Source organism: Paraburkholderia sp. PGU19, assembly GCF_013426915.1.
Lineage (GTDB): Bacteria > Pseudomonadota > Gammaproteobacteria > Burkholderiales > Burkholderiaceae > Paraburkholderia.
In genome coordinates this window covers 2,291,825-2,305,372 of record NZ_AP023179.1, presented here as the reverse complement: position 1 = coordinate 2,305,372, position 13,548 = coordinate 2,291,825, and the positions used below count along the sequence as shown (strand labels likewise).

Annotated in this window: 10 protein-coding genes; 4 read left to right on the top strand and 6 right to left on the bottom strand. The window is 63.1% G+C overall.

The features are described from left to right. The first annotated feature begins 7 nt into the window (after positions 1-7). Together astB and astE are read left to right on the top strand one after the other, a co-directional pair. Entirely contained in the window at positions 8-1,357 is a 1,350-nt protein-coding gene (gene astB, locus H1204_RS10505; RefSeq protein ID WP_180728254.1) for an N-succinylarginine dihydrolase, read from the top strand. Further along, positions 1,341-2,393, top strand: a complete 1,053-nt coding sequence (gene astE, locus H1204_RS10500; RefSeq protein ID WP_180728253.1) for a succinylglutamate desuccinylase — start codon at positions 1,341-1,343, stop codon at positions 2,391-2,393. The genes astB and astE overlap by 17 nt, the downstream gene beginning before the upstream one ends. A 65-nt stretch (positions 2,394-2,458) precedes the next feature. Here astE and H1204_RS10495 read toward each other — a convergent pair whose 3' ends face one another. The 6 genes from H1204_RS10495 to H1204_RS10470 form a co-directional block, all read right to left on the bottom strand. Continuing rightward, positions 2,459-3,808, bottom strand: coding sequence for an MdtP family multidrug efflux transporter outer membrane subunit (locus H1204_RS10495; protein WP_346015731.1), 1,350 nt, complete (start codon positions 3,806-3,808; stop codon positions 2,459-2,461). Position 3,809: 1 nt separating this feature from the next. Continuing rightward, positions 3,810-5,909, bottom strand: coding sequence for an FUSC family protein (locus tag H1204_RS10490; RefSeq protein WP_180728252.1), 2,100 nt, complete (start codon positions 5,907-5,909; stop codon positions 3,810-3,812). 7 nt (positions 5,910-5,916) lie between these two features. Beyond that, complete coding sequence (gene mdtN / locus H1204_RS10485; protein ID WP_180728251.1) at positions 5,917-6,981, bottom strand: multidrug transporter subunit MdtN; 1,065 nt, start codon at positions 6,979-6,981, stop codon at positions 5,917-5,919. Positions 6,982-7,011: 30 nt separating this feature from the next. Beyond that, entirely contained in the window at positions 7,012-7,269 is a 258-nt protein-coding gene (locus tag H1204_RS10480) for a YtcA family lipoprotein (protein ID WP_180728250.1), read from the bottom strand. A 110-nt stretch (positions 7,270-7,379) separates the two neighbouring features. Then, positions 7,380-9,071, bottom strand: a complete 1,692-nt coding sequence (locus H1204_RS10475; protein ID WP_198001206.1) for an arylsulfatase — start codon at positions 9,069-9,071, stop codon at positions 7,380-7,382. Positions 9,072-9,198: 127 nt separating this feature from the next. After that, positions 9,199-10,485, bottom strand: coding sequence for an anaerobic sulfatase maturase (locus H1204_RS10470; protein ID WP_180728249.1), 1,287 nt, complete (start codon positions 10,483-10,485; stop codon positions 9,199-9,201). A gap of 519 nt (positions 10,486-11,004) precedes the next feature. On the opposite strand from H1204_RS10470, the gene H1204_RS10465 reads away from it, so the two are divergent. Both H1204_RS10465 and H1204_RS10460 read left to right on the top strand, forming a co-directional pair. Continuing rightward, the gene (locus tag H1204_RS10465) at positions 11,005-11,805 is read left to right on the top strand and encodes an ABC transporter substrate-binding protein (RefSeq protein WP_180728248.1); all 801 of its coding nucleotides are present in this window, start codon (positions 11,005-11,007) and stop codon (positions 11,803-11,805) included. Between the two features lie 313 nt (positions 11,806-12,118). Further along, on the top strand, positions 12,119-13,477 hold the full coding sequence (locus tag H1204_RS10460) for an EAL domain-containing protein (protein ID WP_180728247.1): 1,359 nt from the start codon (positions 12,119-12,121) through the stop codon (positions 13,475-13,477). Positions 13,478-13,548: the final 71 nt, after the last annotated feature.

The following is a 13,548-nucleotide window of genomic DNA, read 5'->3' as shown; positions in this document are numbered from 1 at the left end:
ATCGACGATGCAAGCCACTGAAGCCAATTTCGACGGACTTGTCGGACCGACCCACAACTACGCGGGACTGTCGTTCGGCAACGTCGCGTCGCAGAACAACGACAAGTCCATCGCGAACCCGAAGGCCGCTGCCAAGCAGGGCCTGCGCAAGATGAAGCAGCTTGCGGACCTCGGTTTCAAGCAGGGCGTGCTGCCGCCGCAGGAGCGTCCGTCGATCCGCCTGCTGCGCGAGCTCGGTTTTTCCGGCGATGACGCGAGCGTGATCGAGCGTGTCGCGAAGAACGCGCCGGAACTGCTCGCGGCGGCGAGTTCGGCATCGGCGATGTGGACGGCGAATGCCGCGACGGTCAGCCCGTCGGCGGATACGCAGGATGGCCGCGTGCATTTCACGCCCGCGAACCTGACCAGCAAGCTGCATCGCGCGATCGAGCATGAAGCGACGCGCCGCACGCTGCGCGCGATTTTCGCCGACCCGTCGCGCTTCGTCGTGCATGAGGCATTGCCCGGCACGCCCGCGCTCGGCGACGAAGGCGCGGCGAACCACACGCGTTTTTGCGCGGAATATGGCGCGAAGGGCGTAGAGTTCTTCGTGTACGGACGCAGCGAATATCGCCGCGGTCCGGAGCCGAAGCGCTATCCGGCGCGTCAGACCTTCGAGGCGAGCCGCGCGGTTGCGCATCGTCACGGTCTTGCCGACGACGCGACCGTGTACGCGCAACAGACGCCCGAAGTCATCGATGCAGGCGTGTTCCATAACGACGTGATCGCGGTCGGCAATGCGCGCACGCTGTTTTGCCATCAGCTTGCGTTCGTCGAGCAGAAGGCCGTGTACGACGAACTGCGTTCGAAGCTCTCGAAGCTCAATGGCGAGTTCAACGTCATCGAAGTGCCGGACGCGCAGGTGAGCGTCGCCGATGCCGTGTCGTCGTATCTGTTCAACAGCCAGTTGCTGTTGCTCAACGACGGAACGCATAGCAAGCAGGTGCTGGTCGTGCCGCAGGAGTCCCGTGAGAATCCGCGCGTGGCGGCTTATCTCGACGAACTGGTCGCCAGCACGGCGCCCATCGACGACGTGCTGGTGTTCGATCTGCGCGAGAGCATGAAGAATGGCGGCGGCCCGGCCTGCCTGCGCTTGCGGGTCGTGCTGAACGAGGCGGAGCGGGGTGGGGTGACGCCGGGCGTGTGGATCGATGACAAGCTCTTCACGCGTCTCGATACCTGGATCGACACGCACTATCGCGACCGTCTCGCGCCGACCGATCTCGCCGATCCGAAACTGCTGGTTGAATCGCGCACGGCACTCGATGAACTGACGCAGATTCTCGGTCTGGGTTCGCTGTATGACTTCCAGCGCTGATCCGTCCGTGCCGGCGATGCTCGACGATTTCCTCGCGTTCACGCTGGCCGGCCATCGGCCCGCCCACGATGCGCGTGAAGGCGTGTGCGCGAACGGTGTGCGTTGGACATGGATCGACGACGGTGTGCTGCGGTTCGAGCCGGCCGGGTTGGTGGAGGGCGTTGGACGCAGCGTGCTGGCGTCGGCGGGCATTCACGGCGACGAGACTGCGCCGATCGAACTGTTGTCGTTCGTGGTGCGCGACATCGCACAGGGACGCGCTGCACTTGCTTGCCGGTTGCTGGTGATCCTCGGCAACGTGCAGGCGATGCGCGAGTCGTGCCGTTATATCGACGACGATCTGAACCGGCTGTTCAGCGGGCGTCATGCGCAGTTGTCCGCGAGTCATGAGGCGCCGCGTGCAGTGGCGCTGGAGCGCATCGCGCAGCAGTTTTTCGCCGGGGCATCCGATGCGCCCGGCGCGCGATGGCATGTCGATCTGCATACGGCGATTCGCGCTTCCGTGTTCGAGCAGTTCGCGCTGCTGCCGCATACGGGCGCGCCGCTGTCGCGCGCGATGTTCGAATGGCTGCGCGATGCGCGGATTGCGGCTGTGCTGTTGCACACCACCAAAGGCAATACGTACTCGCATTTCACCGCCGAAATGTGTGGCGCGGATGCCTGCACGCTGGAGCTTGGGAAGGTTCGCCCCTTTGGGCAGAACGATCTTGCGCGGTTTGCCTCTGCCAATGCAGCGTTGCGCCAGCTGATTGCCGGCGAGCCTGGCGATGCTTCCTTGCCGCTGCCGCGTGTCTTTACCGTCATCGATCAGATCACCAAGCAAAGCGATTCGTTCGAGTTGCTGCTCGCAAAAGATGTGGCCAATTTCACGGCCTTCACGCGCGATACGGTGCTCGCGCGCGATGGCGATTATCGCTATGTCGTGCGCCATGACGAGGAGCGCATCGTGTTTCCGAACGCGACGGTGAAGCCGGGATTGCGGGCCGGGCTTCTGGTCGTCGAGACGACCGACCAAACGCACTCGGAACTCGCGTAGTCCGGACGGGCGCGCATCTCATGGTTTGGCGGTGTCGCTTGCATAGCCGCCGCCCAGCGCCTTGGTTAGCGCGATGCCTTGCGCAAGGCGCTGGCCATCGAGCAGCAAAAGCGCCATCTGTTCAGCCAGCACGGGCAGGCGGGCCTCCGTTGCAATCTGACGGCTCGCCAGACCTCGCGTGTAGTACGCCTCGCCTGATGCTTGCGCGAATCGGGTTGCGCCGATCTTTTCCATCTGGAGCGCGCGTTCGTCATCGAGCGCCTGCAGACAAGCATGTCACTGGTGGCGCGCGTGCCATGCAGATTGGCATTCAGACGGCTGCCGTCGAAGATCGGCAGGTACAGACCCGGTATCAGGTTGATCTGTTGACTGGCGCTGCGAAATAGCTTGTCCAGGTGCAGCGAGTCGAGACCGATCAACGCCTTGATGTCCAGACTGGGATAAAACGCGGCCTTGGCGGCATCGATCTGTCTGAAGGACGACTGCACGTACCAGCGCATGGCCTGAAGATCGGGGCGTCGGGCGAGCAGTTCATATTGCAGCGTACGGGGCAGGCTCGCTTCCACTTGCGGCAACGGCACGGGCTGGATGTCGTTCAGGTCGTCGGGTCCCGCGCCGACCAGCGCCCGGATCGATTCCCGAAGTTCCTTGACCTGTCCCTGTGCGGCAACGATCTGTCGGTCGACGGCCAGCACTTGTGCGCGCGCGCCATGCAATGGCGTGTTCGCTTCCAGTCCGTGCTGGACCTTACTTCGATGCGCGTCGACCGCGTAGTCGAGTGCGTCCCGCGTTTGTTGCAGCAAATCGAGCATCCGATACGTGGTCTGCATGCTGTAGTAAAGCTGCGCGACACCCGACGAAATGTCCAGCTCCGCGGCGGCCGTTTCGGCGATCCGCGCATTCTGCACGCCGAGCGCGGCTTCGACGGCCGAACGGTGCATGCCCCACAAATCGATATTGAGATCGGCGACCGCCCCGAGCACGCCTTCCGTGTACCACGGGCCCGTGATGCCAAGGCGCGGCAGATTCAGCGCATAAGGACCCAGAAAACCGTTCGCCGATGCGCGTTGCTCGTTGATGAGCGCGAACGCGGCCATTTGCAGGCCCGTACCGGCACGGAGCACGTCGGCCTGGGACCCCGCCTGCGTGACACGCGTGCGCACCATCGCGATAGTCGGCGAACCCGCCAGCGCGCGCTGGATCAGCGCGTCGAGTTGCGGGTCGTCGTAGCGCTTCCACCATTGGGCGTCGGGCCAGCCGTCGTGGGCGAGATGGATGTCATCGGCAAGCCGGATCTGGTCGGGCGCGATCTGCGCGCGCGGCGCCGTGTCGTTGTGGATCAACGCGCAGCCCGACAGCAGCGCTGCGCAGCAGATCAGTATGTCGAGCCTGAAGCGAGAGAGTGAGTGTGCCATGTCAAATGCTCTTTCCCGTTTGCGTAGCGGCTGTGTCGATGCCGGAAGCAAGCGTCGTCGTCCAATCCGGTAGTTCGATAATCTGCGTGGCCAGTTGCCGCGCGGGTGTGGCGAGGGGTGATGGCACGTTGGCGGATGGAAGAACGGACAACGAGCGGGGCGGAGTGGCCACGGGCGGCTGCGCAGCCAGGCCGTCGGCGTAGTGGCCGAGCGCCTCTGCCGCCTGCTCACGCCATGCGTCCCATGCCTGATCGACGGCGGGTTCTTTATGGCCTTCGGCACCCAGCCTGTCACGCAGGACGTCCCATTGATCGACAATCCGTCGGCCGCCATCCAGAACGTCGCGCGCGCGTTGCAACATCGTTTGTCGTGTGGTGGATGGCAGGTTGACTTCCAGTGTCACGCGCTCGAGCATGTCTTCGCAGTTCTTGAGCGCGTTCCAGCAAGCCACGCGTTGTTGCAGATAGCCCAACTGTTCGGAACCGCCCGCGCAGTCGGGCTGACGAACGAGCCTGGCCGCTTCGCGCAGCGCATCGGCGAGCTTCTGGCGGATCGTATTCACCTCGCTCTCGGGCCAGATGAACGTGTAGACCACGGCCGACACGACGATGCCAATCAGGATGCCGATCGCGCGGTCGCGAATCTCACCCAGATCGGCAGACGGACGGAAGCCGTTTTCCAGCGTGGCCATCGCGAAGGTGAACACGAACTGCGTGCCGATATAGGACGAGCGCTCGGAGCCCGTGGCCACCCAGGCACCCGCGAAGAATATCGGCGCGAGCATCAGCAGAAAGCCAAAGATGCCGTCGAGGCGGGGGATGATGGCGACGGTCGTGAGCAACGCGAGCAGCGCGCCGATCAGTGCACCGCCACAGCGCAGCATCATTTTCTGGAACGACGCGCCCGTACTCGGATACGCGACGATCACGCAGGTCAGCAGGCTGGTATGGATGCCGTCCCACTGCGCGCCGTGATAGAACACATAGCAGATCAATGCGGCCAGCGTCACCTTGAGCGCGAAGCGCAGATACGCAGGGTTCGTCAGCGAGTCGGGGGCGAACAACGCGTCCTTTGGAGCCTTCGGCGCCCGTTGCCCGAGGTCGAAACGCGCCAGGTCTTGCAAGGTATGGCACAGACCGTCCAGGCCGAACGTCCTGGCGGTGGCGCGTTCAGCATGGGTCGGTAGCCATGCGCCGCGATACGGCTCGGCCTGCTTGACCGACGCGTTCAGCGCCGCCACTTCGTCCTTCAGTCTGCTCACGAGCCCACGTCCGGCATCGCCCATCGGGAGCGGGCGTGCGGCGAGTGCGTTCGTCGTCGCGCGCAGGTAGCCGACGGCGGCGATGCACGCTTTCCAGTACGGCGCGATCGCGTGATAGCCGGCGTCGTCCGAACTGGCGAAGGTGTGCAGCCCTTGCAGCGCCAGTGTGTCTTTTTCGATGCGTGTGGCAGGCGATACCGCCGATGCATCCGTTAGTGCCGCGCCGCGCATCTGTTCGAGACGCGCCGATACATCGGAGAGCTGACGATGCAATTCGCGCTGCAACAGGGCGACGGGACGGGAAGGGAACAGAAAGCCGCACACGATCACCATGAGCAAAACAGGATACATGCCCGCGGCGACCGCCCACATCAACGCGCGTACCGCGATTTCAGGAAAGTCGAGCGAATCGGGGATGGTTTGACCGTAGGCAGCCACCAGCGCAACCGCGAAAAACATCAGTCCGAGCTTGTTGACGCGCATCAGATACATGCTGGCGAACAGAATCAGGCTGGCTGCCGCGATGCGGATCAACGGATAGCCGTAAGCGTATTTGAGCACCAGAAACAGGGCGCCGACGTCAAGCACGGTCGCGACGACGAATACAAGCGCGACGACTCTCGTAAAGAACGCGTTCTGCTGCACGCCATAAAACAACACGATCAGGGACACGGCGATCATCGGCACGCTCAGTGTCATCGACACAAAGACGACGAGCAGACAAAGCGAGCCCAATTGGGTTGCCTGAGCGACGCGCCCGGGACGCGCCTCAGTCAGTTCCTCGCGGAAAAAGCTCGCCAGAGCCTGGAGAGGCTCCGGCACGTAGTCGGCCAGTTTCATCGCGGACTCAGGAACGGGGTTTATCGGCGGCCTGCGGGTTCAGCTGCGGGTTCAACTGTGCGACGGCCGACGCGCCGATCCTGAACAGTTCGGCATCGGGTTGATCGACCAGGATCTTCACGGGAAACCTCTGCGCGACCCGCACCCAGTTGATGCTGCGCTGTACGCGCGGAAGTCCGCCGAGCACGAGGCCGCCGTCGTCGGGCAGCACGCCGTAGCCGATCGAATCGACCCTGCCCTTGAAGCGCTTGCCCGTATCGCTCATCAGATAAACGGTAGCGGGCGTGCCGGGGCGAATGTTCTTCAGTTCGGTCTCGCGGAAGTTGGCGACGACGTACCAGTGCCGTGTATCGATCAGCGTAAAGATCGGCTTGAGCGCGGAAGCGAACTGGCCGACGGAGGTTTTCAGCGAGACGATACGGCCGTCGAAGGGAGCGCGCACCGTCGTCATGTCGAGGCGGAACTGCATCAGCGCAATGTCGGCGAGGACCACGTCGCGTTGCGCGACCAGCGCATCGATGCCCGTGACGGCCGAGGTGGCCTGCTGGGCCTGGAGCCGCGCGGCCACCAGGTCGGCCTCGGCCGCGCGTTGGGTGGTGCGGACCCGATCGACGTCCTCTGCGGACACGTAGCCCGGCGCCAGCAGAGGCTGCGTGCGCCGCAGTGTTTCCGCCGTTTGCGCCGCTGTGACGCGGGCGCGCTCGACGAGCGCATGCACGGAATCGGCGCCGTACTGCTGTGCCGTGACCACACGCCGCGTGAGCACGATCTGCTTGTCGAGCGCGACGAGCGATGCCCTGGCTCGCGCGAGCTCATCTTCGAACGGGCGCGGATCGACACGGAACAGCAGATCGCCCTTGTTGACCAGCTGATTATCTTTGACGGCCATCTCGACGATGCGTCCGCTGACGTCGGGCACGACATCGATTGTGTCGGCCTGGGCATAGGCGTCGTCGGTGCCGGGTGACGTATCCACACGCCAGATGACGTAGGCGAGCAGCGCCAGCGTGATGACGGCAAGCATCAGCGCGGGCCACTTTCTGCTTTTCAATGTGTTGGGGCGATCGGCCATCGGAAGGCTCTGATTGACGATGTTGCAGCGTTAAAAGAAGACCAGCCAGACCAGCAGCGAAAAGAGCAGCATCAACGTGGGTTGCACGATGACGGGCGGCCCGAATGCGCGCTCCTGTCCGAGCCGGATCAGCAGGCTGCGCACGATCAGCGCGAGCCCGAGCCCGGCGGTGGCACAAAAGAGCCAGTCCGGAAAGAACGAGCCGAGCACGGAAATGGATCGCGGCAACGTGCAGCCGGAGGCGGCCATGCTGAGCATGATCAACAGGATCGGTCTAATCACAGGCATAGCCTTCGAAGAATGATGTCGATGCGAGCAGGCGTCGCGAATCGGCGCCTGGTGCGCCGTCAGCTGCGAGGCACGCCGGAAACGCGTGCCTCGCGAGACGGAATGGCGCGTCAGTCGTCCTTTTTGGTCGTCGCTTTGGCGCGTGCGTTGTTGCGCGCGATTTCAGCGTCGACGCCAGCGCGGATTCCATCGACCGAGAAGCTGGCGGGAGCCTGCGCGGGCGGATACGCGACGAAGGTGTCAAGGAACCTCGCCGTCTCCGCAATCGCGCCGTAGAGCACATAGACGTTCTTGGTCGTCCAGTCGTAGTACTGGTCGGAGACGACGTCGGCGCGCTCGTACGGGTCCATGCGCAGGTTGAAGATCTTCGGCACGCGCAGACAGGTCAGCGGGTTGTTCCACACCGCGAAGCCGCCGGGAGCGCGCTGTTCGCAATAGACGAACTTCCAGTCGCCATAGCGCATGTCGACCAGCACGCCGTCGTCGTCGAAGTAGTAGAACTCCTTGCGCTCGCTCTTCGCCTGCTTGCCTTCGAGGTACGGCAGTTGGTTGTAGCCGTCCAGATGGTTTTTGAAGGTTCGCCCGCCGATGCTCGCACCCTTCAGCAGACGCTCCTTGACGCTCGTGTCGCCCGCCGCCGCGAGCAGCGTGGGGAACCAGTCCATGCCGGAGAAGATTTCATTGGAGATCTGTCCCGCCTTGATGTGGCCAGGCCAGCGCACCATGGCGGGCACTCGGAACGCGCCTTCGTAGTTGGAGTCTTTCTCGTTGCGGAACGGCGTTGTCGCGGCGTCCGGCCACGTGAACTGGTTCGGACCGTTATCCGTCGTATAGACGACGATCGTGTTGTCGGCGATCCCCATTTCGTCGAGCGACTTGAGCAGCTTGCCGATGTCCTGGTCGTGCTCCCACATGCCGTCCGCGTAGGTGTTACCGGCCATGCCGCCTTTGTCCTTGTACTCCGGGCGCACGTGGGTGAACACGTGCATGCGCGTGGTGTTCATCCAGACGAAGAACGGTTTGTCCGACCTGGCCTGTTCCTTCATGAAGTCGATGGCGCGGCCGGTCGTTTCGTCGTCGATGGTTTCCATGCGCTTTGACGAGAGCGGGCCTGTGTCCGTGCAAACCTGTTTGCCGACCTTGCCGAAACGCGCATCGACGGTGGGGTCGTCATGCTCCGAGGCTTTGCAGTCCATCACGCCGCGCGGCATGAAATACTTCGCATAGGCGTTGCCTTGCGGTGTGTCGGCTTTCGGCCAGTACGCACGTTCCGGCTCTTCTTCCGCATTCAGGGGATAGAGATTGCCGTAGAACACATCGAACCCGTGGACCGTCGGCAGATATTCGTTGCGGTCACCCAGGTGATTCTTGCCGAACTGGGCCGTCGCATAGCCGAGCGGCTTGAGCGCCTGGGCGATCGTGACATCCGACGCCTGCAGCCCCTGCGGCACGCCGGGAACACCCACCTTGCTCAAGCCCGTGCGCAACGGCGATTGCCCCGTGATGAAGGAGGAGCGGCCCGCCGTCGAACTGTTCTCCGCGTAGTAGTCGGTGAACATCATCCCCTCGTGGGCGAGGCGGTCGATATTGGGTGTCTGGTAGCCGACGACACCCTGGCCATACGCGCTGATGTTGGTCTGACCGATGTCGTCGCCGAAGATGACGAGAATGTTTGGCGGCCGGGTGGTGTCGGCTGCGTGCGCGACGGGGCTCAACGCCAGCCATCCGGATACCGCCGCGGAGAGCGCCGTGACGAGCTTGCGTTTGAGCATGTGTCTGAGAGGCATGGTCTTTTTTTCCATCGATTGCTCTTGTTGGCTATGGGTGCTGCACTTGAATATCTCCTGCGAAAGCGAGGCGGCAGGAGGCGACGCGGACGGGATTCCCATCTGCTTTGTGTTTGAACGCGCGGATGACGGGCCGGTCCTGCTATCCCGCCTGGAGGCTGCGGGCGATCTGCCGCAGCCTTGGGCCCGCATGCGAATGAAACTGCCTGATCCACGGGCATAGATAGTTGAGTCCGGGCTCACCGTCTGGCGCACGAACGAGCCGGTTCTTCGGGCATTCGCCCCAGCACAGGTTCAGGTGCGGGCATTGCAGGCAGTACTTTGGAAGGGTGTCCTTCTTGCCGAATCCGAAGGCTTTCTGGCGCTCAGAAAACGCAACGTGATGCAGTGGGTGGCTGAAGATGTCGCCCAGTTCGTATTCGGGATAGACGTAGTGATCGCAGGAGTAGACGCGGCCGTCGTGCTCCATCGCGAGCCCTTTACCGCAGAAAGGGGCGGTGATGCAGAGCTGCGACGGCAGCCCCATGGTCTGCGCGACGGCCGTCTCGGACAGGTTGACCAGCACCCGGCCCAGATCCTCGCGATGCCACTCGTCGAAAGTGCGGCTCAGGAAATAGCCCCAGTCGTCGGGATCGACGGACCAGTCGGTGACGACGGAATCCGCCGCGCCCGGTTTCGCCCGTTCGGTGCCGACCACGGGGATCGATGCCTCGTCCCAGAATTGCGGCGCGACCTGTTTGAATGTCCTGGCCTCGACGCACGGATTGAACTGCAGGTAGGTCGCGCCGACTTCTCGCGTGAGAAAGCGATAAACGTCGATCGGTCTGCGTGCGTTGAGCCGGTTGATCACGGCGAGCGCATTGAAGGCGACGCCGTGACGGTGGATGCATTCGAGTCCCCGCATAACCCTGTCGAACGTGGGCTTGCCCGAGCGCGACACGCGGTAGGCGTCGTGCAGTTCGCGCGGCCCGTCTATCGACAGGCCGACGAGAAAATCATGCTGTTTGAGAAACGCGCACCACGCGTCGTCGAGCGCGGTGCCGTTGGTTTGCAGGTTGTTCTCAATGCGCTGGCCCGCGCGTTTGTACTTCTCCTGCAGGCGCACGGCCTTGCGAAAGAAGTCGAGCCCCATGAGCGTCGGCTCGCCGCCTTGCCAGGAAAAGACGATCTGCTCGCCGTCCTGCCCTTCGATGTATTGACGGACGAACGTTTCCAGCGTCTGGTCGTTCATGAAATCGCCGCGGCGCTGGTCGAGCAATTGCTCCTTGTGCAGATAGAAGCAATACGTGCAATCGAGGTTGCAGGCCGACCCCGTCGGCTTGGCCATGACGTGAAAACGCCGCTTGAAACGCGGGCCCGATGGCGGCGCGTCGATGTCGCCCGAGCTGGTCGCTAGTGGTGTCAGCGGAATGGCCGTGCTGTGTTTCATTGCGGTCGATGCTCGAAGATTCGCCTGCGGTGTGTGGAGTGCAACGGACGTCGACGCTGTTTCTGTAAAAAAATAATGTCGGAATCCTTACTGAAAATATCATACGCAATACGAAGCAATTAACGTATTAGCCTAAAGGCGTATTGCGTCGTCGTGGGGCGCCGGGTACGCTGACGCGCCGCAAGCTCGACGGCATGCCAGTTGTCTGAATCTATCGACAGATTTGCATCACAACCGCTAGTTGTCTCTTGTGTGCTGGCGAATTTCCTAAAGAAGATTGCGTCGTTGCGACAGGATTTTTCTGATTTGAGCCGATCTCGATCAGCGCACCGCGAAACACAAAACCGGTGCACTCGCGGGGCGGCTGAGGAAGACCCTGTAAAATCCCGCGCTCGCGTCGCCTTGTGCGCCGCACCAAACCGGACGACGGCGTTTGAACCGTATTTTTGGCGTGCCCATGATCGCGGCACGCCCAAGGCGGGGCATTCCGCCCACGAGCACTTCTTGAGGAAAGCTTTAATGAAAATGAGTTGGCAAAAGATGGCCACGCTCGCCGCAGTGGCGGGCACCCTGATGGCAGTGACGGTAACGGCCGCAACGGCAGCCGAGATCAAGGAAATCCGCTTCGGCGTCGAGGCATCGTATGCGCCGTTCGAATCGAAGTCGCCCGCCGGCGACCTGCAGGGCTTCGACATCGATATCGGCAACGCCGTCTGTGCGAAGCTCAAGGCGAAATGCGTATGGGTCGAGAACGCGTTCGACGGTCTGATTCCCGCGCTCCAGGCTCGCAAGTTCAACGCGATCAACTCGGACATGTCGATTACCGACCAGCGCCGCGCCGTCATCGACTTCACCGATCCCATCTACGTGATCCCCAACCAGGTGATCGCGAAGAAGGGCAGCGGTTTGCAGCCGACAGCGGCATCGCTGAAGGGGAAGCACGTTGGCGTGCTGCAAGGCTCGATCCAGGAGGCCTACGCAAAGGCGAAGTGGGCGCCCCTCGGTGTCGACGTGATTCCGTATCAGGCGCAGGATCAGGTCTATGCCGACCTCGTCGCGGGCCGTCTCGATGCGTCGTTCCTCGACGGGGAAGCGGCGTCGAAGGGCTTCCTGAGGAAGCCGCAAGGGGCGGGATTCGAATTCGCCGGCCCGGCCGTGTCGGATGAAAAGCTGCTCGGCTCGGGCGTCGGCTTCGGTCTGCGCAAGGGCGACGCCCAGTTGAAGGACGCCGTCAACCAGGCGCTCAAGGAACTGAAGGCCGACGGCACGATCGACAAGCTCGCCGCGAAGTATTTCGACGTGAAGGTCACGCTGAAGTAATGCGCGCTTCATCCGGCGCGGATCGTCGCGCCGGAGTCGAACGTCGAACGGCCGCTTCATGCGGCCGTTTTTTTACCCTTGTTTTCCAGTCTTTTTTCGCTTCTTCATGCTCCTGCGCATGGCGGCGTGCGCTAAAATCTGCGCACGGGGAAAGACGGCTCGATATGCTGCGGGTGCAGCCAGGCATATCGGATGATGCCGCCAGAACGATACTCAACAGACGAGAGCACGAAGCGCCACGCTTCGCCGCAACTACTTGCATGGGACCAGCGTAAGCCATGAAGCGCGAACGCTGGCCGGACAGGGGACCGGAATGACCACCACCGCAGTCGCTGAGGAACGCCAGGCAGAAGACGTTCCGGGCTTTGCGCAGGACGCGCGCGCAAACGTTTCGTTTGCCCGTCAGCCCATCCTGAACCGCGACAACATGTTGTGCGCGTTCGAACTCAAGCTGTATCAGGCGCCCGCCGCCGAAGACGGCGAATCCAGCGGGCTGGAACCGGAAGGCGAGCAGCGAGAGACGCAAGCCGCCGCCGCCGGGTCCATCATCCACGCGATCCTGCAGCCCGACGTGCGCGCCGCGCTCGCCAATCATCCCGGTTATCTGCCCGTCACGCGCGAACTGCTGTTCGACGACGCGATCCGCAGTCTGCCCGCCGAGCGTTTCATGTTCGAGCTGCCGCCCGATATCGTCGCGGACGATCAACTGATCACGCGCATCGTCGAACTGTATGGACGCCGCTATCGCTTCGTGATCGACCACGTCGCGCAGGCCAACGACACCTTCGCGCGCCTGCTGCCGTACGCCGACGCCGTGAAGATCGACATGCACCGCATCCCGCAAGCCATGCTTCCCAAGTTTGCGAGCGTGTTGAAATCAGCGGGCAAGCTGTTGATCGCGCTGGGCGTCGAGACGCAGGAAGTGTATGAGCAGGCGCTCGATCTCGGCTTCGACCGCTTCCAGGGCTATTACTTTGCGCATCCGCAGGGCGCGGCCGCGCGCAAGGTCAGCGCGCCGCGCCACGCACTGCTGAATCTGCTGCAATTGCTCGGTGGCGAGCCGACCGTCGCGCAGCTCGAAGCCGAGCTGAAGCTGAACCCGGTGCTCGTCATGCATCTGATGCGTCTTGCAAATTCGAGCGGTCTCGCAATGGGACGCAAGGTCACGACCTTGCGCGAAGCGATCAACGCGACGGGCACGAACCGCATCGCGCGCTGGACACAATTGCTGCTGTACGCGGACGGCCGCAAGGTTGCGCTCGAAGACGATCCGCTGCTGCAACTGGCCGCGACGCGTGCGCGTTTCATGGAACTGGCCATCCAGCGTCTGCCCGAAGCGGGACGTGACGAAACCGACGCGGCGTTCCTCACGGGCGTGTTCTCGTTCGTCGACTCGGTGTTCGGCGGCTCGCTCGAACACACGCTCAATGTGCTCGCGCTGTCCAAGCCGATCCGCGACGCCATCCTGTTGCGCGAAGGCGTGCTGGGCACGTTGCTGACGGTGGTCGAGGCGCTCGAACGCGGCGCATGGGCCGATATCGAAAGCGCGTGCGAACGGCTCGAAGGTCTGCAGGCGCTCGACGTCGCCCAAATGGGCCTCGTCTCGGCCGCGTGGGCGGGCGTCGCCGACCGCAGCGCCGAGGCGACGGGGCTGGAGCGGATCGAGGATTGATGCGGGAGAATGCGCGGCTCGAACCTATAAGCCGCGCATGTCGATGTCGATGTGGAAGAGGGCGCGCGTCT

What these genes read in the sequence shown, in the direction of transcription:
- astB (WP_180728254.1), top strand. Translation starts at nt 8, where the DNA reads ATGCAAGCCACTGAAGCCAATTTCGACGGACTTGTCGGACCGACCCAC.
- astE (WP_180728253.1), top strand. Translation starts at nt 1,341, where the DNA reads ATGACTTCCAGCGCTGATCCGTCCGTGCCGGCGATGCTCGACGATTTC.
- H1204_RS10495 (WP_346015731.1), bottom strand. Translation starts at nt 3,808, where the DNA reads ATGGCACACTCACTCTCTCGCTTCAGGCTCGACATACTGATCTGCTGC.
- H1204_RS10490 (WP_180728252.1), bottom strand. Translation starts at nt 5,909, where the DNA reads ATGAAACTGGCCGACTACGTGCCGGAGCCTCTCCAGGCTCTGGCGAGC.
- mdtN (WP_180728251.1), bottom strand. Translation starts at nt 6,981, where the DNA reads ATGGCCGATCGCCCCAACACATTGAAAAGCAGAAAGTGGCCCGCGCTG.
- H1204_RS10480 (WP_180728250.1), bottom strand. Translation starts at nt 7,269, where the DNA reads ATGCCTGTGATTAGACCGATCCTGTTGATCATGCTCAGCATGGCCGCC.
- H1204_RS10475 (WP_198001206.1), bottom strand. Translation starts at nt 9,071, where the DNA reads ATGGAAAAAAAGACCATGCCTCTCAGACACATGCTCAAACGCAAGCTC.
- H1204_RS10470 (WP_180728249.1), bottom strand. Translation starts at nt 10,485, where the DNA reads ATGAAACACAGCACGGCCATTCCGCTGACACCACTAGCGACCAGCTCG.
- H1204_RS10465 (WP_180728248.1), top strand. Translation starts at nt 11,005, where the DNA reads ATGAAAATGAGTTGGCAAAAGATGGCCACGCTCGCCGCAGTGGCGGGC.
- H1204_RS10460 (WP_180728247.1), top strand. Translation starts at nt 12,119, where the DNA reads ATGACCACCACCGCAGTCGCTGAGGAACGCCAGGCAGAAGACGTTCCG.